At 71.1% G+C, this 24851-nt stretch carries 24 protein-coding genes; 17 read left to right on the top strand and 7 right to left on the bottom strand.

Annotated features, from left to right (window positions below; all coding sequences use genetic code 11):
- Nucleotides 1-171: 171 nt before the first annotated feature.
- Nucleotides 172-1179, top strand: coding sequence for a zinc-dependent alcohol dehydrogenase family protein (locus EYA84_RS05020; RefSeq protein WP_131051831.1), 1008 nt, complete (start codon nucleotides 172-174; stop codon nucleotides 1177-1179).
- Between the two features lie 34 nt (nucleotides 1180-1213).
- Here the strand turns inward: EYA84_RS05020 and EYA84_RS05015 are convergent, their stop codons facing one another.
- Nucleotides 1214-2995 carry a substrate-binding and VWA domain-containing protein gene (locus EYA84_RS05015; RefSeq protein WP_131051830.1) on the bottom strand — a complete coding sequence of 594 codons (1782 nt, stop codon included), beginning with the start codon at nucleotides 2993-2995 and terminating at the stop codon, nucleotides 1214-1216.
- A gap of 86 nt (nucleotides 2996-3081) precedes the next feature.
- Entirely contained in the window at nucleotides 3082-4347 is a 1266-nt protein-coding gene (locus tag EYA84_RS05010) for a serine/threonine-protein kinase (protein ID WP_161594910.1), read from the bottom strand.
- Between the two features lie 235 nt (nucleotides 4348-4582).
- Between EYA84_RS05010 and EYA84_RS05005 the strand changes: the two genes are divergently transcribed.
- Together EYA84_RS05005 and EYA84_RS05000 are read left to right on the top strand one after the other, a co-directional pair.
- A complete protein-coding gene (locus tag EYA84_RS05005) occupies nucleotides 4583-4975 on the top strand; it encodes an SH3 domain-containing protein (RefSeq protein WP_131051828.1) in 393 nt (130 codons plus the stop codon).
- A 170-nt stretch (nucleotides 4976-5145) separates the two neighbouring features.
- The gene (locus EYA84_RS05000; protein ID WP_131051837.1) at nucleotides 5146-5517 is read left to right on the top strand and encodes a helix-turn-helix transcriptional regulator; all 372 of its coding nucleotides are present in this window, start codon (nucleotides 5146-5148) and stop codon (nucleotides 5515-5517) included.
- A 70-nt stretch (nucleotides 5518-5587) separates the two neighbouring features.
- Here EYA84_RS05000 and EYA84_RS04995 read toward each other — a convergent pair whose 3' ends face one another.
- The 5 genes from EYA84_RS04995 to EYA84_RS04975 form a co-directional block, all read right to left on the bottom strand.
- Nucleotides 5588-7048: an SDR family NAD(P)-dependent oxidoreductase gene (locus tag EYA84_RS04995; RefSeq protein WP_131051827.1), complete on the bottom strand. Its 1461-nt coding sequence runs from the start codon at nucleotides 7046-7048 to the stop codon at nucleotides 5588-5590.
- 238 nt (nucleotides 7049-7286) lie between these two features.
- Entirely contained in the window at nucleotides 7287-8282 is a 996-nt protein-coding gene (locus EYA84_RS04990; RefSeq protein ID WP_161594909.1) for an ABC transporter permease, read from the bottom strand.
- Nucleotides 8272-9762 carry a sugar ABC transporter ATP-binding protein gene (locus tag EYA84_RS04985; RefSeq protein ID WP_131051825.1) on the bottom strand — a complete coding sequence of 497 codons (1491 nt, stop codon included), beginning with the start codon at nucleotides 9760-9762 and terminating at the stop codon, nucleotides 8272-8274. Before EYA84_RS04985 ends, EYA84_RS04990 begins: the two co-directional genes overlap by 11 nt.
- The gene (locus EYA84_RS04980; protein WP_161594908.1) at nucleotides 9759-11228 is read right to left on the bottom strand and encodes an amidase; all 1470 of its coding nucleotides are present in this window, start codon (nucleotides 11226-11228) and stop codon (nucleotides 9759-9761) included. The genes EYA84_RS04985 and EYA84_RS04980 overlap by 4 nt, the downstream gene beginning before the upstream one ends.
- A 26-nt stretch (nucleotides 11229-11254) precedes the next feature.
- Entirely contained in the window at nucleotides 11255-12244 is a 990-nt protein-coding gene (locus EYA84_RS04975) for a sugar ABC transporter substrate-binding protein (protein ID WP_161594907.1), read from the bottom strand.
- A 443-nt stretch (nucleotides 12245-12687) separates the two neighbouring features.
- Here EYA84_RS04975 and EYA84_RS04970 point away from each other — a divergent pair, with 443 nt between their 5' ends.
- The 14 genes from EYA84_RS04970 to EYA84_RS04910 form a co-directional block, all read left to right on the top strand.
- Nucleotides 12688-13404: an aspartate/glutamate racemase family protein gene (locus EYA84_RS04970; protein WP_131051822.1), complete on the top strand. Its 717-nt coding sequence runs from the start codon at nucleotides 12688-12690 to the stop codon at nucleotides 13402-13404.
- The gene (locus tag EYA84_RS04965; RefSeq protein WP_131051821.1) at nucleotides 13401-14195 is read left to right on the top strand and encodes an alpha/beta fold hydrolase; all 795 of its coding nucleotides are present in this window, start codon (nucleotides 13401-13403) and stop codon (nucleotides 14193-14195) included. Before EYA84_RS04970 ends, EYA84_RS04965 begins: the two co-directional genes overlap by 4 nt.
- A gap of 85 nt (nucleotides 14196-14280) precedes the next feature.
- Complete coding sequence (locus EYA84_RS04960; protein ID WP_131051820.1) at nucleotides 14281-15075, top strand: 2-keto-4-pentenoate hydratase; 795 nt, start codon at nucleotides 14281-14283, stop codon at nucleotides 15073-15075.
- A complete protein-coding gene (locus EYA84_RS04955; RefSeq protein WP_131051819.1) occupies nucleotides 15072-16010 on the top strand; it encodes an acetaldehyde dehydrogenase (acetylating) in 939 nt (312 codons plus the stop codon). The genes EYA84_RS04960 and EYA84_RS04955 overlap by 4 nt, the downstream gene beginning before the upstream one ends.
- Nucleotides 16007-17062: a 4-hydroxy-2-oxovalerate aldolase gene (gene dmpG / locus EYA84_RS04950; protein WP_131051818.1), complete on the top strand. Its 1056-nt coding sequence runs from the start codon at nucleotides 16007-16009 to the stop codon at nucleotides 17060-17062. The genes EYA84_RS04955 and dmpG overlap by 4 nt, the downstream gene beginning before the upstream one ends.
- Nucleotides 17059-18009 carry a PDR/VanB family oxidoreductase gene (locus EYA84_RS04945; protein WP_131051817.1) on the top strand — a complete coding sequence of 317 codons (951 nt, stop codon included), beginning with the start codon at nucleotides 17059-17061 and terminating at the stop codon, nucleotides 18007-18009. The genes dmpG and EYA84_RS04945 overlap by 4 nt, the downstream gene beginning before the upstream one ends.
- Before the next feature lie 88 nt (nucleotides 18010-18097).
- Nucleotides 18098-19282, top strand: coding sequence for an aromatic ring-hydroxylating dioxygenase subunit alpha (locus tag EYA84_RS04940; RefSeq protein WP_131051816.1), 1185 nt, complete (start codon nucleotides 18098-18100; stop codon nucleotides 19280-19282).
- Nucleotides 19272-20093: an alpha/beta fold hydrolase gene (locus EYA84_RS04935; protein WP_131051815.1), complete on the top strand. Its 822-nt coding sequence runs from the start codon at nucleotides 19272-19274 to the stop codon at nucleotides 20091-20093. Before EYA84_RS04940 ends, EYA84_RS04935 begins: the two co-directional genes overlap by 11 nt.
- A gap of 78 nt (nucleotides 20094-20171) precedes the next feature.
- Nucleotides 20172-20303 (top strand): hypothetical protein, encoded by a 132-nt coding sequence (locus EYA84_RS33835; protein ID WP_255446597.1) that lies wholly within the window; start codon nucleotides 20172-20174, stop codon nucleotides 20301-20303.
- A 28-nt stretch (nucleotides 20304-20331) separates the two neighbouring features.
- Nucleotides 20332-21651, top strand: a complete 1320-nt coding sequence (locus tag EYA84_RS04930; protein WP_201272292.1) for a M20 family metallopeptidase — start codon at nucleotides 20332-20334, stop codon at nucleotides 21649-21651.
- Complete coding sequence (locus EYA84_RS04925; RefSeq protein ID WP_131051814.1) at nucleotides 21648-22580, top strand: MEMO1 family protein; 933 nt, start codon at nucleotides 21648-21650, stop codon at nucleotides 22578-22580. Before EYA84_RS04930 ends, EYA84_RS04925 begins: the two co-directional genes overlap by 4 nt.
- A 30-nt stretch (nucleotides 22581-22610) precedes the next feature.
- The gene (locus EYA84_RS04920; RefSeq protein ID WP_131051813.1) at nucleotides 22611-23462 is read left to right on the top strand and encodes an alpha/beta fold hydrolase; all 852 of its coding nucleotides are present in this window, start codon (nucleotides 22611-22613) and stop codon (nucleotides 23460-23462) included.
- The gene (locus EYA84_RS04915; protein WP_131051812.1) at nucleotides 23459-24481 is read left to right on the top strand and encodes an LLM class flavin-dependent oxidoreductase; all 1023 of its coding nucleotides are present in this window, start codon (nucleotides 23459-23461) and stop codon (nucleotides 24479-24481) included. Before EYA84_RS04920 ends, EYA84_RS04915 begins: the two co-directional genes overlap by 4 nt.
- A partial coding sequence (locus tag EYA84_RS04910; protein ID WP_161594906.1) for an MmgE/PrpD family protein occupies nucleotides 24478-24851 on the top strand: 374 nt, incomplete at its 3' end. The genes EYA84_RS04915 and EYA84_RS04910, both read left to right, overlap by 4 nt.

Genomic DNA, 24851 nt, shown 5'->3' with positions numbered 1-24851 from the left:
CGACTTGCCCGCGAAAGGAGCTTGCCCGTGCGCCGTGCGACAGGCCTGTCACCGCCCTCGCGGATGCTTGCCCTATCGCCACTGGAGCGTGCGGATCGTGCGCGCGACACTGAGGAAGAACCGCCCGTCCCGGCGCATCGCACGCCCAGAACCACCAGGAGGAGCGTCGATATGACCGACCTGATGAAGGCCGTCGTGCTCGCCCGTTTCGGAGGGGCCGATGCTTTCGAATTGCGCGACGTCTCCGTGCCGCGAGTCGAATCCCGCCAGGTGCGGGTACGCGTCCATGCGACCGCCGTCAACCCACTCGACTATCAGATCCGTCGTGGCGACTACGCGGATCACGTGCCGTTGCCGGCGATCATCGGGCACGACATCTCCGGCGTGGTCGAGGAGGTCGGGTCCCACGTGACCGAGTTCCGCGTCGGCGATGCGGTGTACTACACCCCCCAGATCTTCGGCGGCCCCGGCTCCTACGCCGAGCAGCACGTCACCGACGTCGACCTCGTCGGCCGGAAGCCGGAAAACCTCACACACCTGGAGGCGGCGAGTCTGACCCTCGTCGGCGGCACGGTCTGGGAGGCCCTGGTGACGCGAGCTCAGCTCACCGTGGGAGAGACTATCCTCATCCATGCGGGTGCGGGTGGCGTCGGCACGATCGCGATCCAGGTCGCGAAGGCGATCGGCGCACGAGTGATCACCACCGCGAAAGACAGCGACCACGAGTTCGTCCGCTCTCTCGGAGCCGATGCGGCGATCGACTACACGTCGACGGACTACGTCGACGCCGTAGCCGAGTTGACGCGAGGCGAGGGCGTCAACGTCGTCTTCGACACGATCGGCGGCGACACGCTCACACGAAGCCCGCTGACGCTTGCCGACTTCGGGCGCGTCGTCAGCATCGTCGACATCGCGCAGCCGCAGAACCTCATCGAGGCGTGGGGCAAGAACGCCGCCTATCACTTCGTCTTCACACAACAGAACCGAGGCAAGCTGGACGCGCTCACCACGCTGGTCGAACGCAGTCTCGTCAAGCCGGTCATCGGCGCGACTCTTCCGCTCGCTCGCATGGGCGAGGCTCATGAACTACTGGAGAACAGGCGGTCGTACGCACTCCGCGGCAAGGTCACGATCGATGTGGCGGGCGAAACCGTTGCGCTTCCCCCGCACATCTCGTAACAGCGGTTCCGGCCCATGCCGGCCAGGGGGTGCGTCAGAAGCTGCTGACCAGCTTCACGAACGCCTCGTCGATCATGGCGGGATCGGTGGCGTCGTAGGCCTTACCCGACGACGCTTTGGCGATCTTGTCCAGGGTGGCGAAGTCCGACTCCCGGTCGAAGGCGATGCAGAACACCTTCACCGGACGCTGCGGGTCCAGGGCGACCTCGTCGAGCAGGCGGGCCAGGTCGTTGTCCTTGGTGTACTCGTTCTTGCCGTCGGTCAGCACGACGATCGCGTTGATCCGCTGCGGGTCGTACCGGTCGAGTAGCTCCCGATGTGCGGCCCGGACCGTCGCGTAGAGCGCGGTGCCACCCTCGACGTGCAGGCCCTCGATCTTGCGAGTGATCCGCTTCTGGTCGAACGCGTCGAGAGGAACCTCCTCACGGTAGGGACTCTTCGGTCGCTTCGAGGTCTCCGAGGAGAAGGACCAGAGCCCCACCCGGTCCTCGGAGTTGAGCAACGCGAGGCCCTTGCCCGCCGCCGTCGAGGCGACCTGGAAACGGGTACGGGTGCCGATCATCGCCTGCATCGACCCTGACGTGTCCAGGGCGATCAGGATGTTGGCCTTCTTACGGAGGGTGCGCCAACCGTCCAACATCGCAGCGACCACCTGCGGGTCCGGGGGCTCGAAGTAGGTCAGCCCGCCGGCGGGCTCGTCACCGACGCTGGCCAGCAGCTCCGCCGACGCGCGGCGTTCGTGGTCCCGGAAACCCAGGCGGGTGAAGCTCTCCTGCTGGGCGTCCTCGGTCAGGAAGGCCTGGAAGTCGGCCGCTGCCGCGCGCTGCCGCTCATCGGCGGAGGGCAGCACCACGAACGGGTGGTCCAGGTTGAACGTGCCCTCCTTGGGGTGGACGGCGACCAGGGGGACGTTCGGCCGGCGGCCCCGCTCCTGCCCCTCCTGCCGGGGGCTCAACGCACCCGTGTTGTAGAGGTCCACCAGTTCCTCCTGCAGGACGATGGCACTCATGTCGTCCGTACGGCCCGCCAGGTCCGCCTCGGCGAGGCTGCGCAGCAGGTCCACCGAGTCGTCGCTGTAGTGCGCCACGTTGGCCTCGATCCGGCGCACGAACTGGGTGACCGCAGGTTTGGCCAGGTCGGACCGGGTCAGGTCACTGGCCCGTTGCACCGCCGCGTAGTAGGTGGCGATGGTCGCCGCCAGCCCGGAGGTGGACAGGTTCGGATTGTCCTTGCCGAACGTGAACCGGCCCCATTCCGGCTTGCCGAAGCCCGCCCACCCATCCCGCCCGGACAGGCCCAGGATCTCCCCCCAACCCAGCGGCCCGCGCTGGCGTACCAGCTCGGCCTTCGGCTGCGGCATCGCGATCACCAGCGGGCTGTTGGCGATCGACGAGTACCGGTCCGGCGTCTGCGGCGCCCGCCCAGCGGCCATGTCGAGCAGCCGTAGCTGACCCGTCCACAGGCTCGACGTCGGTAGCCAGACCTGTGGTCGCGGCAGGCCGGTGTCAGTCCATCCGGTGGCCAGCGCCTCGGTGGCCTTGCCCGAGTTCAACGCGCTGACGTGCACCTGGGCGCAGCCGCCGCCGTCGATCGACCGGGTGCTGCGGTTGTAGCGCTCGGCCAGTTCGACCAGCAGCTCCGCCTTCTCCGTGGAGGAGTTGACCTGGAGGGCGATGGCGCAGTCGGTGCGGGGCCCCTCGCTGCCCGCTTCGCGCTGTTGGACGAAGGCGAACGCCCCGACGATGACCACCAGCCCGGCGGTGACGGCGGCGGTGTAGGGCAACCACTGCCGGGTACGCGGAGCGGATGGGGTCATCGGGAGGTCCTCCTCGGCGGGCGGCTGGTGGCAGTCAACCTATCGATCCGGCGCCAGCCGGCGCCTCAGCCCTCCACCGTACCGAGTCATCCGTGGTCGGACCCTCCTCCGAACGCCGTCGCGACGAGTAGCCGAACCAGGTAGACCACGACGAAGGTGACCGCTCCGACGGCGGCGGCCGGGCCGATCGCGCTCGACGCGATGTAGCCGGCGGCGGCGCCTGCGAAACCGAGGAAGAGTGCGGTCGAGATGCCCCAGGCGTCCACGGACTCTCGACGCAGTCGCCGCAGCGCGCCGTCATGACCGGCGTCGACGGCGGGCTCCGTCACGGGCACGTGTTCCACCCTGGTCGGCCGGGCCTGGGTCGGCACCGTCGGCTGGGCCGGAGTCTGCGGCAGCGTCGGGTGCGGCTGCGGTGCCGTCGGTGTGATCTGGGGGAGCGGGTGGTTCGGTGTCGGCGCACCCGCTGTCTCGTTGCCGACTTCGAGCAGGTTCTCCCGACGTAGCGGCGTGGTGAGCGTGGCGTCCTGTCGGAGCAGCCGTACCAGTACACCTTCGGCACCCGGGCGATCCGCCGGATCCTTGGCCAGGCACTCCCGGATCAGCTCGTCCAGTGCGGCAGGCAACGCGGGCAGCTCGGGCGGATCGTGCAGCACCCGGTGCATCACGGCGAAGAGCGAGTCATTGCCGAAAGGCGGCTGACCGCCGGCAGCGAAGGCGATCGTGGCCGCCCAGGCGAAGACGTCGCAGGGCGGACCGACCGCGTCGTTGCGGAACCGCTCCGGCGCCATGTAGGCGGTGGTCCCCATGACCCGGCTGGACGCCGTCTCGGTGACTCCCAACGCGCGTGCGATGCCGAAGTCGATCACCCGAGGGCCGTCCTTGCCGAGTACGACATTGTCCGGCTTCAGATCGCAGTGCACCACGCCGGCGCCATGGATCGCGGCGAGCGCGGTGACAGTGCCGACCGCGAGCCGGTGGAGGGCGTTGCCGGTCACCGGGCCGTGCTCGCGGACCTGTCGGTGCAGGGTCGGACCCTCGATGAACTCGCTGACCACATAGGGCTGCTCGCCGTCCACCTCGGCGAAGAGCACCTGCGCGGTGCAGAACGGAGCGACCCGGCGGGCGGCGGCGATCTCCTTCACAAACTGCGAGCGGGCCCGTGGATCACTCAGATCGGCGTTGATCATCTTGACCGCGACCCGGTCGCCGTCGTGGTCCTCGCCGAGAAAGACGACCCCCTGCCCACCCGCGCCCAGCCGGCCGACCAGCCGGTACCCGCCGGCGGTGACCGGATCGTGCGTCCACAGTTTCGTCAATCCTGGCACCGGCGTGCCGGTCAGTTCTGACATCCCGACTCCATCCGCGTCATGCCCGGCCACCGGCGGCGCAGGACACGGCCATCGTGCCATGTCCGCCGCTGGTGACCGAGAACTCCGAGTACGGGCTGAGGCCGCCGCCAAACAAATGACTGTGATCGACTTCGATGCGCGCCCTAGAGTGAAGTAGATCGATATTTTGCCGCCGTTCTCGCTGCTCCGGGCAATGCCGCATGGGCGGGGACGACTACGAGACAGGGAGTGGCAGATGAAACTCACCACCGTCGCACGCCTGACCGCGTGCGCCGTGGCCCTCGGCCTGCCGGTCGTGGCCGCCGGCCCGGCGATCGCGCAAACCGCCCCGCAGACCTCGACCGAATCGACCACGGCGATGGCGCCACGTTGTGGTTGGCTGCCCGGCGCCAACGAACCGTACAGCGTCGGCTTCTCGGGTGCCGGTATCCGCCTGCGGACCGGTCCGTCGACGACCTGCACCGTGCTGGGCCTGGGCTACGCGGGCCAGAGCGCGACCCTGCGCTGCGGCGCGGTGGGCGACGACGGGTGGGGCTGGTACTACGTCAGGAACAACAGCACCGGCGTCACCGGCTTCGTCCGCGGTGACGGCCTGACGGGCGTACCGATCTCCACCCTGGCCTGCTGACCCCCGGCGTCGACCGGCAGCGGTCGACACCGATCTCCGGGCCGCGTCGGGCACCTGTCCGGCGCGGCCCGCGCCGCCTGCCCGATCCGACGGCTCCGGGCGTGGGCTCACCCGATCTCCGGGTGATCCTGCCCTCGTTCACCAGCGGATTGATGGGTTTTGCTGCAACGATGCAAGACGTGGGAACTGTGAAGACTACGACGCCTGCCATCTCGCCCCTCGCCGGCGAGCCGATCGAGCGTGCCGATGCCGAACGGCTCGCGGGGGTGCTGAAGGCGTTCGCCGACCCGGCCCGGCTGCGACTGCTCAGCCTGATCCAGTCGGCTCCGGAGGGAGAGGCGTCGGTCAGTGACCTCACCGAGCCTCTCGGACTCTCCCAGCCGACCGTCAGCCACCACCTGCGGATCCTCACCGAGGCAGGCCTGCTCGAACGGGACAAGCGCGGCGTCTGGGCGTACTACCGCCTGGTGCCGTCCGCCATCGCTGCGGTCGCCGACCTGTTGACCCCACCCCGCAAACGCGCAACGAAGAAGACCCGCTGACCGACACCGTGGAACACCGCTGCCGGCGGCGGGTGACAGGGCCCGTGAGCCGACCTCCGGTGGCAGCCGATCACCAGGCGCAGGGTGCGTAGTCCTTGAGGAAGCAGCCGTACAGGTCTTCGCCCTGTTCGCCGCGGACGATCGGGTCGTAGACCCGGGCCGCGCCGTCGACCAGGTCCAGCGGGGCGTGGAAGCCGTCCTCCGCCAGCCGCATCTTCGTCGGGTGCGGCCGCTCGTCGGTGATCCAGCCGGTGTCGACGCTGGTCATGAGGATGCCGTCGGTCAGCATCTCCTGGGCGCTGGTGCGGGTCAGCATGTTCAGCGCAGCCTTGGCCATGTTGGTGTGCGGGTGCCCCGGCCCCTTGTAGCCACGGCCGAACTGGCCCTCCATCGCCGACACGTTCACCACGTACTTGCGGCGGGCGGCCGCTGCGGCCATCGCCGGTCGCAGACGGCTGACCAGCACGAACGGTGCGGTCACGTTGCACAGCTGCACTTCGAGCAACTCGACCGGGTTCACCTCGTGCACCCGCTGCACCCAACTGTTGACCGGGTCGAGGTCCGGCACCAGACCGCCGGCGTCGATGGCGCTGGCTGTCGCGATCCGGTCCGGCGAGGCGGAACCGCTGGTCAGCGCCAGCGCGGTGAGCGCGTGCGGGGTGATGGTGGGAGAGTGCGCTGGGGCGACCAGGCTGCCCGCCGGGTCGCCCCGGCCGGCCGGCTTGGCGAACGTGATCATTTCCGGTAGCGGGCCGTCCGGCAGGGCCGCCGCCTCTGCGGCGACCAGGTGCGCGTACGCGGCAGGCGTGCGGCGGACGGTCTGCGCCGCATTGTTGATCAGAATGTCGAGTGGTCCCTGATCGCTGACCGAGTCGGCGAGGGCGATCACCTGGGCGGGGTCGCGCAGATCGATCCCGACGATCCGCAGGCGGTGAAGCCACTCCGCGCTGTCGGGCATCGCGGCGAATCGGCGGACCGCGTCGTGGGGAAACCGTGTGGTCACCGTGGTGTGCGCGCCGTCGCGCAGCAGCCGCAGCGCAATGTACATGCCGATCTTCGCCCGGCCGCCGGTGAGCAGCGCGCGCCGGCCGGTCAGGTCGGTGCGGGCGTCCCGGCGCTCCCGGTTCAGGGTGGCGCAGGGCGGGCAGAGCTGATGGTAGAAGGCGTCCACGTCGCGGTAGCGCTGCTTGCAGATGTAGCAGCCGCGCGGCTTGTGCAGGACGCCGGCCGTGGCGCCCACGGTCGGGGAGGCGAGCAGGTTGCCCTGGGTCTCGTCGTCGATCCGGCCCGGGGCACCGGTGGCGGTGGCCGCCGTCACCGCGCGGTCGGCCGCCGCGATGGCATCCCGCCGTTCCTCGCGTCGCCGCTGCTTGATCGTTTTGTAGAGCTTCGCGGTGGCCCGCTGCACCCGCACCACGTCGGGGTGGTCGGGAGGCAGGTCCTCCAACGCCTCGAAGACGCTGAGACAGGTCTCCAGCCGGGTCGGGTCAATGCGGTAATGACCGTTCTCCGTATTTTTGTCCGCTGTCATGCTCTCGCTGTCTCGTCCCGTTCCCTGCGCCGGAGCTATCCGGCACACCCCCACGTCCGACCAGGAACTGTACGCACCGCACGGCCTCCGACGCATCCCGCGCCCGTGCGCCGACCCGACGACGCGCACGGGCGGACAGCTCTTCTGGTGCTGGGCTGGCGGGTGGGAACTCACCCGCCAGCGCCGCTGGTGTGGAGAACCGGTGGTGCGGGCTACGGTGCCAGGGCGTGCGGCGGTGTCAGGCTCGCCCCCGGCTCTGCAGCCGGTCGAGTGCCACGGCTGCGATGAGGACCGTGCCGGTCACCACGCCCTGCCAGAACGAGGAGACTCCCATGAGACCGAGTCCGTTCTGCAGGACCGCGATCAGCAGCACCCCGACCACCGTGCCGCTGATACCGCCGATACCGCCGAAGAAGCTCGTTCCGCCGAGCAGGACGGCCGCGCCGGCGGTCAGGGCGATGGTGGAACCCGCGGTAGGTGAGGCAGCCGAGAGGCGGCTCGCCATCACCAGGCCGGCCAGCGCCGCGGTCAGTGACGCGATGGTGTAGACGGAGATCAGCACCGCCGTGACGTTGATGCCGGCGAGTCTGGCGGCCTCGCGGTTACCGCCGACGGCGTAGACGGCCCGGCCGAACGGGGTGAAGCGCAGCACGGCGCCGGCCAGCAGCACCGCGCCCAGGGCGATCCAGATCGGCGCCGGTACGCCGAGGACACTTCCGTTGCCGATGGCGTAGAAGATGCCGGGGGAGTCGATCGAGTACGTACTGCCGTTGGTGGAGACCTGGACGAGCCCGCTGATCAACGTCATCGTGCCGAGGGTCACCACGAAGAAGTTGAGGCGGAAACCCCCGATGAGCAGGCCGTTGAGCCCGGCGCCGAGCAGCGCCCCGGTCGCGAGCCCGGCGACGAGCGCCACCGGCGCCGGTGCCCCGGCATCCAACACGAAGTAGACCGTGACCCCGGTCGCGGCCATCACCGACCCGACCGACAGGTCGAAGCCCGCGCTGAGGATGACGAAGGTGAGCCCGACCGCCACCAGCATCAAGGGACTGTTGGTCGCCAGGACGTTGAGGATGTTCGCCTTCGTCAGGAAGAACGGTTGGGTGCTGATCAGATAGACGAGCAGGATCAGCAGGCCACCGAGGGCGCCCCCGTACCCCTTGACGCTCTGGTAGACGTGGCCCACGACGGCCCGGCCGGCCGGTTGCGCCGCGATCGCAGTGTCACTGCTCATGTCCACCGGCCGCATAGTGGGCCACCTCCACCTCTTCCAGTCCGTCGCACTCGCGCTCGGCCACGACGCGCCCGTCGAAAAGCACCAGCACCCGGTCGCAGACACCGATCAGTTCGGAGTTCTCAGAACTGCTGAGCACCACCGCCACCCCGGCGGCGGCCAATTCGTCGATCAGGCCGTAGATTTCCGACTTGGCACCCACGTCGATGCCCCGCGTGGGCTCGTCCAGCAGCAGAAGCCGGGGGCCCAGCGCGATCCACTTGGCGAACACCACCTTCTGCTGGTTGCCGCCGGAGAGCTCGCCGGCCAGCCGGTCGGGGTCCGGTGGCCGGATCCGCATCCGCTCGATCAGCTTCGTGACCGTGGCGGCCTCGCCGCGCCCGGAGATCGGCCGCAGCGAGAGCCGCCCCCGGGCGAGGGTGATGTTCTGCGCCACGCTGCGGCTCAACACCAGGCCCTCGCCCTTGCGGTCGCCGGTGACGAAGGCGACGCCGGAACGGATCGCCGCTCTGGGCGAACCGGCGCGCAGTTGCCGGCCGTTGACCTGGATCCGGCCCTCGGTGGGCCGGTCGGCACCGAACACCGCGCGCAACACCTCCGTACGCCCGGAACCCACCAGCCCGGCCAGCCCGAGCACCTCGCCGGCCCGGACGGTGAAGGACACGGTCTCGGCCCGGCCACCCGCCGCGAGTCCGGAGACCTCCAGAACCGGTTCCCCCGGACTGCGCCGACGGGAACGGTGGAAGTAGTCGTCCAGGGAACGCCCGACGATCAGTCGGGTGATCCGGTCCTCGGTCGCCTCCGCCACGGGCAGCGTGCCGACCACCTGTCCGTCGCGCAGCGCGGTGATCCGGTCCGCGACCTGACTCAGGTCGGGGAGCCGCTGCGAGATGAAGATCAGCCCCAGGCCCTGGTCCCGCAGGCGTCGCACGATGTCGAACAGGGCCTTGGCCCGGTCCTCGGTCAGCGAGCTGGTCGGTTCGTCCAGCACGATCACCCTGGCCTGGGTGGCCAACGCGCGGGCGATGGCCACCACCTGACGGTCGTTGGGGGCCAGCGCCGACACCGGTGTCTCGGGATCGAGGGTCGACTGGAGCTGGTCGAGGACCTGTGCGGCCTGCTCCCGCATCCGTCGCCGGCTGACGACCGTGCCGGCCCGGGGCCACCGTCCGAGGACGATGTTCTCGCCGACGCTGAGGCTGTCGACCAGCGGAACCTCCTGCGCGACCGCCACGACGCCGTGCCGGGCGGCGTCCTGCGGGGTACGCAGGGTGACCGTCTCACCGTCGACGCGGATCTCCCCGGCGGAGGGTTGCAGCTCACCGTAGGCGATCTTCATCAGGGTCGACTTGCCCGAACCGTTCTCCCCGACCAGCCCGTGCACCTCACCCGGGCGCACCTCGAAATCCACCCCGGAGAGCGCGGCCACCGGGCCGAACCTCTTGTGGATTCCGGTCAGTTGCAGCAGCGGAGCGCTCATTCCCGTACCCCCGCTCCGGGCCGGGCCGCCGTGCTAGCCAGCCCGACCGGATGCCGACCGGCCCACGGGCGGGCGTCCTCCAACTGCGCGGCGAGCTGGAGCAGCAGGTCCTCGCGGCCGTAGTCGGCGACGAGTTGCACGCCGAGTGGCAGGCCGTCGCGTTCGAACAGCGGCACCGCCACGGCGGGCTGGCCGGTGCTGTTGAACTGGGGAACGAACCGGAGGAACTCGATGGACCGCCGGACCCCGGCCGGTCCGTCGAACCAGCCCAGCGGCGGTGGCGGCCACGGCGACACCGGCGTGACCAGCACGTCGTGTTCCCGCCACCAGGCCAGCATCCGCTCGCGGTACCGGTCCATCCAGGCCATCACCCGCCGGTGACTGGTGGCGTCGAGGGCCCGCCCCCGCTCGATCCAGAAACGCGAGATCAGGCCGTGCTCGCTGTCGTCGACCGGGCGACCGACCATCGTCGGGATCAGCTCGGCGAGGAGGCTGACCGCAGGGCTCAACGCGTCCACGAACCGTTCGTGGTAGTCCGGGTCGAACAGCGCCTCGGGGTGTGAGGTCCGCACGGTGTGCCCGAGCTGGCCGAGCAACTCGCCGCACTCCCGTACGGCGTCGCGGTTGGCGGGCTCGACGAACTCCGGCGGCAGCCGGTCGGCGTCGAGGAGCCCGATGGTGAGCCCGGCGGCGGGCCGGGTGATCGCCTCGGTGTAGCTGCTCGACGGTGCAGGCGCGACCGCCGGATCGCCCGGCTCGTAGCCCTGGAGCAGGTCGAGCAGCGCGGCCGTGTCGCGCACCGACCGGGTGAGCACCCCGAACGTCGCGTGACCGACCAGGGCGTCCGGGGTGTCCGGGCCGGAACTGACCCGGCCCCGGCTGGGCTTGAGCCCGACCAGCCCGCAGTAGGCCGCCGGGTTGCGGATCGACCCGCCGCCGTCGCTGCCCTGGGCGAGGGGGACCATGCCCGCCGCCACCGCCGCGGCGGCGCCACCGGAGGAGCCCCCGGCGACCCGGTCGAGGGCCCACGGGTTGCGGGTCGCGCCGTGCGCGGCACTCTCCGTGCTGCCCGCCAGGCCGAACTCGGGGACGGCGGTCCGGCCGAGTACGACGAAACCGGCGGCCCGCAACCGGCGGGTGGCGTGGGCGTCCCGGGTGGCCCGGTGGTCGGCGTCGCGCAGGACCACCGAACCCTGCTGGTCCGGCTCGCCGGCCATCGCGCAGCCGAGGTCCTTGAGCAGCATGGGCACTCCGGGGAAGGGCAGGTCCGAGCGCCCGGCCAGGGCGTCGGCCTCGGCGACCGCGGCGGCGAAGCGGCGGTGGATCACGGCGTTGACCGTCGGATCCATCCGTTCGATCCGCGCGACCGCCGCCCGCACCAGGTCACCGGGCGTGAGCCGGCCCGCGTGGACCAGGGCCGCCTGGCTGTGGGCGTCCAGCCAGGTCAACTCCTCGGTAGTAGTCATCGCTCTCCCTGCTCGGTGCCGGCCGGTCAGCGCAGGTGGTCCGGGCATCCCCCGTTGGCGCAGGTCAGCTCGCCACTTTCGATCTGCCTGATCGCCTCGTCCCAGTCCAGGCGCTCGCCGATGGTCTCCTGGGTGTAGAGCTCCGGCTGCAGGTAGGTGACCGGCTTGACCGTCTCGCCCGCGAGGAGCCGCCGCATGATCTCGACCCCGACGAGGCCCTGACGCCAGGGAACGAGGTCGACGATCGCGTCGATCTGCCCCTGCTGCACCGCGCGGGCACCCTCCGGGTCGCCGTTCTGCCCGACGATCACGACACCGTTGATGCCGGCCCGCTTGAGCGCCACCGCGGCGCCGATCGCGCTCGCCGTGTTGTAGGCCATCACCGCGTCGATCTCGCCCCGGAACCGGGCGATCGCCTCGGTGGCGGCCCGCTCCCCGCCGGCCTGGTCGTCGGTGGCGTTGTCGACGGTGCCGAGCCACTCGATGCCCGGCCGGTCCTCGGTCACGTACTTCTCGTAGTTCTCGACCATGAACTTGATCGAGGGAACGGGAGCGCCGATGCCGATACCGAGCACGCGGCCCTTGCCGTCGAGCCGCTCGGCCACATGGTCGGCGAGCAGCCGGGCGCCGCCGACGTCGGAGTTCTGGTTGAAGGCGGCGTCGTAGGGCGCGACCGGTTCGGTCGGCTCGTTCTCGGAGATGATCGCGGAGGCGCCCAGCACCTTGATCCCGGCGGTGCGGGCACGTTCGAGGGCGGGGTCGACCGCGTTCGGGGCGAGCGGGAAGACGATCACGCCGTCCATCTGCTGGGCGACGAACTGGTCGATGTCGGAGACCTGCTTGTTGGCGTCGAGGGCGGCGTCGAGCACGGTCACGTCGATGCCGGCGTGCTTGCCCGCCGCGATCGTGGCCTGACCCCAGGCGCGGTCGAGCGGTTGGGACGACACCGGGTCCGACAGGCCCACCCGGTAGGAGCCGTTCGCGGCGGCGGAGTCATCGCTCCCGCAGGCCGCCACGGAAGGTAGGAGAAGAACTGCCACCGTCGCCGTCACGGCAGAGGTTTTCCACTTCATCTGGCACTCCCAAATGGTCGAGACACCGCGGGACGGATCGGTGATACGGGGTTCGGCAACTACGGGGAACTTCAGCGGCCTGCATCACTGAGGACATCACGCTCCGTGCGGGCCAAACGCTTGCCGTACTATGTACCGTTCGATGTCACCCGGTCAAGGGGTGGATACGTGATCGTGACTTCCAGGGTCTCTCACCAGCTTGATCGAGAGGTCGGGTCGTCCTCTCGTTGGCCTTTCGTCGGGCGTGCACCCTTTTCTGAAGATGAAGGTGCTCACGCGAAGTAACTGCGGGCGGCAGTCCCTGGTCGTTCCGGACAACCTACCGTACGTTGTACGAGTCGACACCGGTTCGGTGACGGCCTTCGGCGAGACACGGAGGTGGTGGGATGAGTCTGGGATTCGGCACGGCGGCGCGGATCGGACATCTCTATCCGTCCGGTGGCCTCTGCGACTACGAGTTGCAGTTGATGGCCCCCGACGGGGTGCAACTGGTGACCACGCGGATGCCGTTCCGTCGTTCGAGCCTGGCCGACGATCATGCGCTCCTGGCCGACCTGGAGGCGCACAGCCGGCTGCTGGCCGACGCCGAGGTCGACCTCGTCGCGATGAACTGCACCGCGGCCACGCTGCTCGCCGGCCCGGAGTCGGTGAACGCCCGCATCCACGCGAGCACCGGTCTGCCCTCGACCACGACCATCGAGGCGGTGCTGGACGCGCTCGAACGCGCCGGGATCGGCCGGATCGCGTTGCTCACCCCGTACGTCGAGGAGGTGACCTCGGCCGAGGTCGAGCTGCTCACCGCCCGCGGTCTCGAGGTCGTCTCCGTCGCGAGCCTGCCCTGTGCGACCCCGGTGGAGCAGGCCACGCACGACCCGCAGGTCTGGCGGGACCTCGCCGCCGGTCTGGGCGGCAGTGCCGCGGACGGGCTGTTGATCAGCTGCGCCGGAATCCGGCTGGCGCCGGTGCTGGCCGCGATCGAGGAGGACTTCGGCCGACCGGTGATCGCCAGCAACCAGGCCCTGCTCTGGCACTGCCTACGGATCTGCGGCGTGACCGAGCGGCCACCGGGATACGGCGCGCTGTTGGCGGGGGAGTTCGATTGAGCGCCCGCCGTCGGTATGTCGACACCGCTCTCGGGCAGGTGCACCTGGTCGAGTGCGGCGCGGGCCCGCCGGTCCTCTTCCTGCACCAGACTCCGCGATCCTGGCACGAGTACGCCGGGGTGCTGCCCCTGGTGGGTCGGCGCACCCGCGCGATGGCGATGGACACCATCGGGTTCGGCCAGTCGGCGCGGGTGGCTGACCCGTGGTCGATCGGGCTCTTCGCCGACGGGGTCGAGGCCCTCCTCGACGCACTCGACCTGCCGTCCGTGACCCTCGTCGGCAACCACACCGGCGCGGTGGTGGCGGTCGAGGTCGCCGCGCGGGCCGCCGAGCGGGTTTCCGCGCTGGTGCTCTGCGGCATGCCCTACGTGGACGAGGCACGTCGCCGCCGGGTCCGGGCCCAGCCGCCGATCGACCACGTCGAGCCGCGTGCCGACGGCACCCACCTGACCGAGCTGTGGTCCCGCCGCCGGGGCTTCTACTCACCCGGCGAGGAGCGCTTCCTGACCCGCTTCGTGGCCGACGCGTTGGAGGTCGCCGACCGGGTCGAGGAGGGGCACGTGCGGGTGAACGAGTACCGGATGGAGGACCGGCTGCCGCTCGTCCGCGCGCGCACGCTCGTGCTCTGCGGTGCGGACGACCACTACTCGCTGCCGGACGTGCCGATCCTGTCCCGGCTGCTCGCCTGCCGCAGCGTGGTGCTGGCCGATGGCGGGGTCGCCCTGCCCGAGCAGCGTCCCGAGGCCTTCGCCCGAGAGGTGCTCGCGTTCCTCGACCGTGCCGAACGGTGAACCCTTGACCCGTCGTACTATGTACGGTACAAAGCTTCGACGTGGCCGACACAGGCCAACGCCCCCCGATCGGCAGGAGCATGACGTGACCGAGCAGCAGCTCACGGAGGCCGCTGAGCGCCTGCACGAGGCGGTGCGCACCGGCCGACCGTGCGCGCCCGTGCGGGATCTGTTCGCCCCGGGTGACGTCGACGGCGCCTACGCGGTGCAGCGGCTCAACGTCGCACGTGCCCAGGCCGCCGGCGCGCGACGGGTCGGCCGAAAGATCGGCCTGACCTCGGTCGCGGTGCAGCGGCAGCTCGGCGTCGACCAGCCCGACTTCGGCACGTTGTTCGACAGCATGGCGGTGGGTCAGGACGAGCCGATCGCGGCGACGCGGCTGCTCCAGCCGAAGATCGAGGCCGAGGTGGCGTTCGTCCTCGCGGTGGACCTGCCGGACCGTCCCGTCACCGCGCTGGACGTGCTGCGGGCCACGGAATTCGTGCTCCCGGCCCTGGAGGTGGTGGACAGCCGGGTGGCGGCCTGGGACATCACCATCGTGGACACCGTCGCCGACAACGCCTCCAGCGGCCTGTTCGTGCTCGGCACCAGGCCGGTGTCGCCGGGCGCGATCGACCTGCCGGCGGCGCCGATGCGGCTCGACCGCGACGGCGTGGAGGTCTCCGCCGGCGCCGGCGCGGCCTGTCTGGGCGATCCGGTCAACGCGGTGGTCTGGCTCGCCAACACCGCCCAGCGCCTGGGTGATCCGCTGCGCGGCGGCGAGCTGGTGCTCAGCGGGGCGCTCGGCCCGATGGTCCCGGTGACCCCGGGGGCGCGGTACGCGGCCACGATCGGCGGCCTCGGCACGGTGCGCGCGACGTTCGGCGAGGAGGGCCAGTGAGCAGCACGACGAAGGTGGCCGTGATCGGCTCCGGAAACATCGGCACCGACCTGATGATCAAGGTGCTCCGGCTCTCCGAGACGCTGGAGATGGGCGCCATGGTCGGCATCGACCCCGCCTCCGACGGGTTGGCCCGCGCCGGGCGGCTCGGCGTGCCGACCACCGCGCAGGGCGTTGAGGGGCTCGTCGCGATGCCGGGCTTCGCCGACATCGAGATCGTCTTCGACGCGACCTCGGCGGGCGCGCACGCCCACCACGACGCGGTACTTCGCCGCCACGGCAAGCAGGTCGTCGACCTGACGCCGGCGGCGATCGGGCCCTACGTGGTGCCGACGGTCAACCTCGACGAGCATCTGCAGTCGCCGAACGTGAACATGGTGACCTGCGGTGGCCAGGCGACCATTCCCATCGTCGCCGCGATCTCCGCGGTGACACCGGTCCGCTACGCCGAGATCGTGGCCTCGATCGCCTCCCGGTCGGCGGGGCCGGGCACCCGGGCCAACATCGACGAGTTCACCGAGACGACCGCCCGGGGCCTGGAGGTGGTCGGTGGGGCCACCCGGGGCAAGGCGATCATCGTCCTGAACCCGGCCGAGCCGCCGCTGATCATGCGCGACACCGTGCTGTGCCTGGTCGACGACTGCGACCAGGCCGAGGTGGCCGCCTCGGTCGCCGAGATGGTCGCCCGGGTCCAGGAGTACGTGCCGGGATACCGGCTCAAACAGCAGGTCCAGTTCCGGCGGGTAGCGCAGGGGGAACCGGTCGACGCGCTCACCGACGCCCCCGGCGGGCACGACTGCTGGGTGGTGCAGGTCTTCCTCGAGGTGGAGGGGGCCGCCCACTATCTGCCCGCGTACGCCGGGAACCTGGACATCATGACGTCCGCCGCGCTGCGCGTCGCCGAGCGGATGGCGCGACGGGAGGCACAGGCATGAGCGGGCCCCGGGTCTACGTCCAGGACGTGACGCTGCGCGACGGCATGCATGCCGTTCGGCACCGTTACTCGATCGCCCAGGTGACCTCGATCGCGGCCGCCCTCGACGCGGCCGGCGTCGCCGCCATCGAGGTCACCCACGGCGACGGGCTGGCGGGCAGCAGCCTCACCTACGGACTCGGCGCCCACACCGACTGGGAGTGGATCAGCCAGGCCGCCACGGTGGTGCGCGACGCGAAGCTCACCGCGTTGCTGCTGCCGGGCATCGGCACGCTGCACGATCTGCGCCGCGCCCACGACCTCGGCGTGACCTCCGTGCGCGTCGCCACCCACTGCACCGAGGCCGACATCTCCGCACAGCACATCACGCACGCCCGTGAACTGGGGATGGACGTCTCCGGCTTCCTGATGATGTCGCATCTGGCCGAGCCGGCGGAACTGGTCCGACAGGCCACGCTGATGGAGTCGTACGGAGCGCACTGCGTCTACGTGACCGACTCCGGCGGCCGGCTGACCATGGACGGCGTCCGCGACCGGGTGCGGGCCTACCGCGACGCGCTGCGCCCCGAGACGGAGATCGGCATCCACGCGCACCACAACCTCGGGCTGGGGGTGGCGAACTCGGTCGTCGCGGTGGAGAACGGCGCGTCGCGGGTGGACGCCTCGTTGGCGGGCCAGGGCGCCGGCGCCGGCAACTGCCCGCTGGAGGCGTTCATCGCCGTCGCCGATCTGCTCGGCTGGCAGCACGACTGCCAGCTCTTCCCGCTGATGGACGCGGCGGACGACCTGGTCCGGCCCACGCAGGAGCGACCGGTGCGGGTGGACCGCGAGACCCTGACGCTCGGCTACGCCGGGGTGTACTCCAGCTTCCTGCGGCACGCGGAGGCGGCGGCCGAGCGCTACGGGCTGGACACCCGGTCCATCCTCGTCGAGGTCGGCCGACGAGGGCTGGTCGGCGGGCAGGAAGACATGATCGTGGACGTCGCGCTGGACCTGGCAGCGGCGTCGACCGCCGCCTCCGGCACCGGCGATGCGGAGGGAGAGCAGCCATGACGGTGTCGGAACCGGAGTGGGAGCTGCTGGTCCGGACCATGCGGTGGGAGTCCGACTGCGTGATCTCGGTGGTCCTCGAGGACCCCGACGGCGGCGAGCTGCCGGCCTGGGCGCCGGGCGCCCACATCGACCTGCTGCTGCCCGCCGCGACGCGGCAGTACTCCCTCTGTGGCGACCCGGCGGACCGGCGCCGCTACCGGGTGGCCGTGCTGAACGAGCCGGCCAGTCGGGGCGGCTCGCGGTATGTCCACGAGTCGCTGCGCCCCGGCGACCTGGTCCGGGTGCGTGGCCCCCGCAACCGGTTCGCGCTGGAACCGGCGCAGCGGTACCTCTTCATCGCGGGCGGCATCGGCGTGACGCCGCTGCTGCCGATGGTGGCGCAGGCGCAGGCCGACGGCGCCGACTGGCGGCTCGTCTACGGTGGCCGGTCGCGGCGCACCCTGGCCTTCCTCGACGAACTGGACCACCACGGCGACCGCGTCCATGTGGTGCCCGAGGACGAGGCGGGCCTGTTGAACCTCGCCGAGCTGCTCGGCGATCTCCGGCCGGGCACCGTCGTCTACTGCTGCGGGCCCGAGAGGTTGCTCGACGCCGTCGAGGAGCGTTGCGCCGGATGGCCCGGCGGGACGCTGCACCTGGAGCGGTTCCGGGCCCGGGAGGTCGTCGTCGAGGGGGAGGACCGCCCCTTCGAGCTGGTCTGCGCGGCCTCCGGCGTCACCGTGACGGTGGGGGCGGACGAGAGCGCGGTGGATGCGCTGGACGCGGTGCAGGTCTCCATTCCCAGCGCGTGCCGGGAGGGCATCTGCGGCACCTGCGAGGTGAAGGTCCTCGACGGCGTCCCGGACCACCGCGACTCACTGCTCACCGACGAGGAGCGGGCGGCGGGCCGCACCATCATGCTCTGCGTCTCCCGGGCTTCCGGTGAACGTCTGGTCGTGGACGCGTGACCTGGGGATCTCTTGACTCCCGTGCACTAGACCGTACTATGTACCGGACATGCGTAGTCCGGCGAAACGCCAGCCGAGAGGACGGGTCATGACTGTTCAGCCCAAGGACGAGAGCGCGCCGTCCCGCCCCACCGCCGGTCGCGCGAACCGACCCCAGCCCGGCCAGGACTGGTCGCAGTGGCCCACCTACGACGCGGCCACGCTGGGCTTCCGCAACTACTGGTACCCCGTGGTGTGGGAGCGCGAGATCGGCGACAAGCCGCACGCGGTGACGCTGCTGGGCGAGAAGATCGTGCTGGTCCGCAAGGGCGACGTCGTGCACGCCCTGCACGACCGGTGCCCGCACCGCGGCGTGCCGCTCTCCCTCGGCCGGCGTCAGTTCCCCGGCACGGTCAGCTGCCCCTACCACGGCTGGACCTTCGACGTCACCAACGGCAAGCTCGCCGCCGTCCTCACCGACGGCCCGGAGTCGCCGATCTGCGGCCGGGTGTCGGTCAAGACCTACCCGACGGCACAGCGCCTCGGACTGGTCTGGGTCTTCGTCGGCGACGACGAGCCGCACCCGATCGAGCAGGACATCCCGGCGGAGCTGCTCGACAACGACCACGTGCTGGGCGGCAAGTACGACATCCGCGAGGGCAACTGGCGCTTCGCCGCCGAGAACGGCTTCGACGAGGGGCACGCGAAGTACCTGCACAACACCGCGCTCTGGCGGCTGTTCAAGGTGATGCCGGCCTGGAACAAGACCCGGGTGGAGGAGCACGGCCCCTGGCTGATCCGGGTGCAGGACGAGGTGCACTGGGACGCGCACTTCCCGGGCCTGGGCACCTTCACCAACAAGCGCTGGTGGAAGCGGATGCCGCTGCCCGACGCACCGGGCAAGGGCAAGAACGTCAACCCCGTGATCGCCGGCCTGAATCTCCCCGGCTTCGTCTCGATCCGGCTGCCCGGGCTGCTGCGGGTGGCGTACCCGGACTTCATCCACTACGAGTGGTACGTGCCGGTGGACGCCGACCGGGTCCGCTACGTGCAGATCATGGTGCGGTTCGAGGACGGACCCAAGGGCCTGCTCTTCAAGGCGAAGTACCTGGCCGCGATCCGATGGCTGTTCCACGGGCAGTTCACCGCGCAGGACGCGTGGATGGTCGACGTCATGGACGCCCCGCCGGAGAAGCTCTACCGGCCCGACCTGTCGATCACCGGCTGGCGGCGAATGATCGAGAAGGCGGCGCCCACGCCGCAGCCGCACAAGGCACCGCCGAATGGCTGCTGAGGCACTGCGGGTCGACGCCGCCGGAGTGGCGTTGCACTACCGCGAACTGGGCACCGGCCGACCCACCGTGGTGCTGCACGGCGGCGGTCCCGGATGCTCGGCGTGGAACGACTTCGGCCCGGTCGCGGATCGGCTCGCCGCCGGGCGCCGACTGATCATGCTCGACCTGCCGCAGTTCGGGGCCTCTGACGTGCCCGTGGTGACCGATCCGGTCTTCAGTTGGCACGCCCGGCATCTGCTCGCGGCCCTCGACGCGCTCGAACTGCCCACCGTTGATCTGGTCTGCCAGTCCTTCGGCGGCTCGGTCGCGTTGCGGCTGGCCGCCCTGGCACCCGAGCGGGTGGGGCGGATCGTACTCACCGGCAGCGTGCCGATCCCGAACCCGACCGGCACCGGTGTCTCCGGACCGGCGATCCGGGACACCTACTTCGGCGGCGACGGACCGTCGTTGGCGAAGATGGCGGACCTGATCGGCAGGTACGAGTGGTTCGATCGCGCGGGAGCGCCGGCGCAGACCGTGCGCGACCGGTACGCGGCGAGCATCCGGCCGGAGTGCCGGGCCATCGCCACCGACGCCAGCCGACGCGGCGCCCCCGAGGACCTCACCCGACACCTCCCACAGGTGGCGGCGCCGGTGCTGCTGCTCTGGGGCTCGCACGACCCCTTCGCCGACCCGGCGTACGCGCTGCGCCTCGCGTCGGCGCTGCCCCGCGCCGACGTCCACGTGCTCGGTCGCAGCCGACACCACCCGCAGCAGGAGCGGCCGGCGGCCTACACGGCCGTGGCCCGCGCCTTCCTGGACGCCGACTGACCCGCCTCGCCGACTGACCCGCGTCGCCGACCGGCGAACCAGCGGACGTCCCGCAGTACACCCAGTGGAGGAGGACCCATGCGCAAAGTGTTGCTGTCCGTTCCGGTGCTGGCCGTCGCGGCCCTGACCATCCCGCCGGTACGCCGGTGGCTGGACACCGTGCTGATCCGCACCACGGGCACGACCGTCCGGACGAACCGGAGGGTGTGAGGTGTCCGCGACCGCGAGGAGCACCGACGTGAGCACGACCCCCCAGGAGCGGGAGTGGATCACCGCCGCCCGGGACCAGATCGACCGGGCCGAGCTGCGCGACCTGATCGCCGGGATGACGAGCATCCCGAGCCCCACCGGGCAGGAGGCACCGCTGGCACGGTGGCTCGCCCAGGAGTTGACCACCCGCGGTCTGGACGGCCGATACCAGCCGATCGACGAGGAGCAGGGCAACGCCGTAGGCCGCCTGCGCGGCGACGGGACCGGCGCCGACCTGCTGCTGTACGCCCCGATCGACACCCTCACCGTCGGCACCGAGCAGGAGGACCTGCCCTGGATCGGCGACGAACTGCGGCGCGACATGCGGGCCGAGGCGTCGATCGAGGGCGACTACGTGCTCGGCCTCGGTGCGAGCAACCCCAAGGGACACGGCGCGTGCCTGATCGCCGCTGTCGACGCCGTCCGCAGGGCCGGGGTGCCGCTGCGCGGGGACGCGATCGTCGGCCTCGGCGCGGGCGGCATGCCCACCAACCGTCGCCCCGGGGCGACGCGCTACAACGCCGGTCAGGGCAACGGCTGCTCGTTCCTGCTGGAACAGGGCGTCTGGGCGGACTACGCCCTGATCGCCAAGCCCGGCTGGGCCGTGCACTGGGAGGAGGTCGGGCTCTGCTGGTTCGAGGTCACGGTGCGCGGCACGTACGGCTATGTCGGTAGCCGGCACCGGGTGCCGTACCGCAACGCCATCGTCGACGCCGGCATCGTGGCCCAGGGCCTGGAGCGCTTCTTCGTGGCGTACGCCGAGTCGCACACCCGGGGTCTGGTCGCGCCGCAGGGCCACATCGGCTCCATCGAGGGCGGCTGGCCACGCACCGCCGCCATCTCGCCCGCCCAGTGTCGACTCCGGGTCGACCTGCGGCTCGGCCCGGACCAGGACCCGATGTCCGTCAAGCGGGAGTTCGAGGCGGCGCTCGCCGGGATCGTCGCGGCCAACCCCGGACTCGACGCCAGCTCGGAGATGACGTTGTCGATCCCGGCCACGGCGACCCCCGAGGAGAACTGGATCGTCCGGGCGGCAAAGGCCGCCTGGGCGGAGAGCGAGGGCCGGCCGCACGAGCCGATCCTGGCCAGCAGCGGCGCGACCGACGCGAACATCCTGCGCGCCCGGGGGCTACCGACCGCGCGGATCGGCATGAACCGGGCCGGCGCGGGCGCCCCGCTGCCGGTCGACTTCCCGATGGGCATGAACGTCGTGGACGTACGGGAGATGGAGCGACTCACCCGCACCCTGATCCACGCGATCGTGACCACCTGCACCCGCGACCGCGCAGAGCTGGAGAAGCTGCCATGAGCTCGATCGTCCTCGGTGTCGGCGCCTCGCACAGCACCCTGATGAACACCCACTGGGACGAGGTCGCGGACGAACCCGGCGCGATCGACTTCCGGGCGGGCCTCGCGGCAGCCCGCGACGAACTCGCACAGGCCCGCCCGGACACCGTGGTCATCATCGGCTCGAACCACTTCCGGGGCATGTTCCTGGACCTGATGCCGGCGATCACGGTCGGGGTGGGGGAGGTGCTCGGCGCCGGAGAGGCGAAGACCCCCGAGGGGCGGCTGCCCGCCGACCCCGAGCTGGCCCGGCAGCTGGTCGACACCCTGAGCGAGGACTTCGATCCCGCCTTCTCGCTGCGAATGCAGGTCGACCACGGGATCACCCACAGCTACCAGCACCTGGTGCCGTCGTTGGACGTGCCCATCGTGCCGGTGGTGGTGAACATGTTCGCCCCGCCGCTGCCGTCGTTGCGCCGCTGCCATGCGCTCGGCGCGGCGATCGGGCGGGCGATCCGCGCAGACGGGCGGGACAAACGGGTCGCGGTCATCGCCTCGGGTGGCCTGTCCCACCGGCTGCCCTGGCCCAAGTGGTACGAGACGCTCTCCGACGACGACCGCTTCCTGGTCGAGGCATGGCTGGAGGGCCGCAACTCCTGGCAGGAGTACGAGGTCCGCCGACGCCAGATCATCCGGGCCGCCGAGGCGGACATCAACCCCGAATTCGACAGGCGGTTCCTGGCGGCGTTGGAAACCGGCGACCTCAGCGAGTTCGTCGGGCTCTCCGCCGAGCAGGTCGACGAGGAGGCCGGCAACGGCGCCCAGGAGATCCGTTCGTGGGTGGCCATGGCCGCCGCGGTCGGCCCGGCCCAGAGCACCACCCACGCGTACGCGCCGATCGCGCAGTGGCTGACCGGCATGGCCGTCGCCTCGCTGCGTCCCGCCTCCTGACCGTAGACAGACTCCCGAATCGAGGTATCCATGAGCATCTGGACCGACCTGACCGAGCTGGAGTTCCAGCTCCGCTTCGTCGACGCCAACGGGGTCCGCACCCGGACGCTACAGGCGGGTTCGGGCGACCCCGTGATCTTCCTGCACGGCACCAGCGGGCACCTTGAAGCGTTCGTCCGCAACCTGCCGGCGCACGCCGCGCGCTTCGCCTGCCACGCGATCGACATGCTGGGCCACGGCTACACCGACACCGTGGCGGAGCCCTACCGCATCGAGCGGTACGTCCGGCACGTGCTGGACTACGCGGATGCCGAGGGTCTGGACCGCTTCCACATCGTCGGCGAGTCGCTGGGCGGCTGGGTCGGCGGACGGCTCGCGGCCGACCACCCCGACCGGGTTCGTCACCTGACGCTGGTCGCCCCCGGCGGCACCGTCGCCAACCCGACCGTGATGGAGCGGATCAAGACCAGCACCCGCGCCGCGGTCACCAGCGACGACATCGACCTGACCAGGAAGCGCCTGCACCTGCTGATGTACGAGCCCGCCAAGGACGTCAGCGAGGAACTGGTGGAGATCCGCCACGCGATCTACCACCGTCCCGAGTTCGTCGCGGCGATCGACAACCTGCTGGCGTTGCAGGAGATCGAGAACCGCCAGCCGGACCTGCTCACCGAGGAGCAGATGGGCCGGATCCAGGCGCCCACCCTGATCGTCTGGGGCGCGGAGAACCCGTTCGGTGAGATCCCCGAGGCCAACCGCATGCACAAGAGCATCCCCGGCTCCACACTGGAGATCTTCCCGAAGTGCGGCCACTGGCCGCAGCACGAGCACAGCGAACGCTTCGACGAGCTGAACATCGCGCACCTGTCGAGAGCGGCGTGAGCGTCCGGATCGGCATCCGGCTGCCGGCCTGCCGCCCGGTCGACCAACTGGCCCGGGCGGCACAGCGCGCCGAGGAACTCGGCTTCGACGAGGTCTGGGTGCCGGACTCCCAACTGCTCTGGCGAGACGTCTTCGCCACCCTGACCGCGATGGCGCTGCGCACCGAGCGGCTGCGCCTCGGCACGGCGGTGACCAACGTGGAGACCCGGCATCCGTCGGTGGTCGCCTCAGGGGCACGGACCGTGGCCGAGGCGGCGCCGGGCCGTTTCGTGCTCGGCGTCGGAGTGGGCAACAGCGCGGTGGAGCCGGTCGGGCTGCGCTCCACCACCCAGGCCAACCTGCGGGAGCGGCTGGGGCAGGTCCGCGACCTGCTCGGCGGCGCGGAGGTCGACTTCGGCCCGGTGCGCTCGCGGCTGCGCGACCCGGACGCCGAGCTGCCGGTCTTCGTCGCGGCGAGCGGACCGAAGAACCTGCGGCTGGCCGGTGAGATCGCCGACGGGGTGATCCTGCTCTCCGGGGTCTCCCCGGCGACCCTCACCGCAGGTCTCGGCCGGGTCCGGGAGGGCGCAGAGGCCAGCGGCAGGTCCCTGGCGGACCTGGAGATCGTGGTGTCGGCGTACTGCCACGTCACCGACGACGTCGAGGCCGACGCCCGGATGCTCAAGCCGATCTGCGCGGGGATCGCGCAGAAGGGCGGCGCCGCCGCGCTGGCCCTGGCCGGGATCGACGTGCAGGTGCCGCCGGTCGTGCCGGGGCTCTACCCGGACACTGTGCACGCCGAGGACTGGGCCGAGGCGGTCCGGGTCTGCGGTCAGTGGATCACCGACGAGATGGCGGTGCGTTTCGCCCAGGCGTTCTGCCTCTTCGGCACCACCGCACAGATCGCCGCCCGGATCGACGAGGTCGCGGCGGCGGGAGCGACGAACGTCTTCCTCCAGCACGTCGGCTCCTACGACCTGCCGTACGAGCTGATGGAGTCCTTCGCGGACAACCTGTCCGCCAGAGAACGGTCGGCATGAGCGGCTCGCTCGTCCCCGCACTCGTCGCCCGCGCCGACGCGGTGGTCGACGCCGTCGACCCGAGCGTGCGCACGCGCGTCGGCCTGCACCTGCTGGACGCGCTGGGCTGTCTGGTCGCGGGCGTGACGCATCCCAGCGTCGCCCCGCTGCGCCGCTTCGCCGACCTCGTCGACGAGGCGGGGCCGGTGCCCGTGCTGGGCGACGCCTCGCCCCGTTCGCTGCGGACGGCGGTCCTGCTGGAGTCGACCTACCTGCACCTGGACGAGTTCGACGCGATCCACTCGGCCGGTGCCGTGGTGCCACCGGCGGTCGTCGTACCGGCGGCGCTGGCCGTCGCCGGCGCGGAGGCGGCGGGGGTCGGGGTGGCCGA

It is taken from the genome of Verrucosispora sp. SN26_14.1 (assembly GCF_004307965.1).
Classification (GTDB): domain Bacteria; phylum Actinomycetota; class Actinomycetes; order Mycobacteriales; family Micromonosporaceae; genus Micromonospora.
This window is presented reverse-complemented; position numbering and strand designations above follow the sequence as displayed.

Excerpts from the sequence above, each read along its gene's own strand:
- EYA84_RS04945 (WP_131051817.1), top strand. The coding sequence starts at position 17,059 with ATGACGGTGTCGGAACCGGAGTGGGAGCTGCTGGTCCGGACCATGCGG.
- EYA84_RS05015 (WP_131051830.1), bottom strand. The coding sequence starts at position 2,995 with ATGACCCCATCCGCTCCGCGTACCCGGCAGTGGTTGCCCTACACCGCC.
- dmpG (WP_131051818.1), top strand. The coding sequence starts at position 16,007 with ATGAGCGGGCCCCGGGTCTACGTCCAGGACGTGACGCTGCGCGACGGC.
- EYA84_RS05010 (WP_161594910.1), bottom strand. The coding sequence starts at position 4,347 with ATGTCAGAACTGACCGGCACGCCGGTGCCAGGATTGACGAAACTGTGG.
- EYA84_RS04990 (WP_161594909.1), bottom strand. The coding sequence starts at position 8,282 with ATGAGCAGTGACACTGCGATCGCGGCGCAACCGGCCGGCCGGGCCGTC.
- EYA84_RS04935 (WP_131051815.1), top strand. The coding sequence starts at position 19,272 with ATGGCTGCTGAGGCACTGCGGGTCGACGCCGCCGGAGTGGCGTTGCAC.
- EYA84_RS05020 (WP_131051831.1), top strand. The coding sequence starts at position 172 with ATGACCGACCTGATGAAGGCCGTCGTGCTCGCCCGTTTCGGAGGGGCC.
- EYA84_RS04970 (WP_131051822.1), top strand. The coding sequence starts at position 12,688 with ATGAGTCTGGGATTCGGCACGGCGGCGCGGATCGGACATCTCTATCCG.
- EYA84_RS04980 (WP_161594908.1), bottom strand. The coding sequence starts at position 11,228 with ATGACTACTACCGAGGAGTTGACCTGGCTGGACGCCCACAGCCAGGCG.
- EYA84_RS04920 (WP_131051813.1), top strand. The coding sequence starts at position 22,611 with ATGAGCATCTGGACCGACCTGACCGAGCTGGAGTTCCAGCTCCGCTTC.
- EYA84_RS05005 (WP_131051828.1), top strand. The coding sequence starts at position 4,583 with ATGAAACTCACCACCGTCGCACGCCTGACCGCGTGCGCCGTGGCCCTC.
- EYA84_RS05000 (WP_131051837.1), top strand. The coding sequence starts at position 5,146 with ATGCAAGACGTGGGAACTGTGAAGACTACGACGCCTGCCATCTCGCCC.
- EYA84_RS04985 (WP_131051825.1), bottom strand. The coding sequence starts at position 9,762 with ATGAGCGCTCCGCTGCTGCAACTGACCGGAATCCACAAGAGGTTCGGC.
- EYA84_RS04925 (WP_131051814.1), top strand. The coding sequence starts at position 21,648 with ATGAGCTCGATCGTCCTCGGTGTCGGCGCCTCGCACAGCACCCTGATG.
- EYA84_RS33835 (WP_255446597.1), top strand. The coding sequence starts at position 20,172 with ATGCGCAAAGTGTTGCTGTCCGTTCCGGTGCTGGCCGTCGCGGCCCTG.
- EYA84_RS04995 (WP_131051827.1), bottom strand. The coding sequence starts at position 7,048 with ATGACAGCGGACAAAAATACGGAGAACGGTCATTACCGCATTGACCCG.
- EYA84_RS04940 (WP_131051816.1), top strand. The coding sequence starts at position 18,098 with ATGACTGTTCAGCCCAAGGACGAGAGCGCGCCGTCCCGCCCCACCGCC.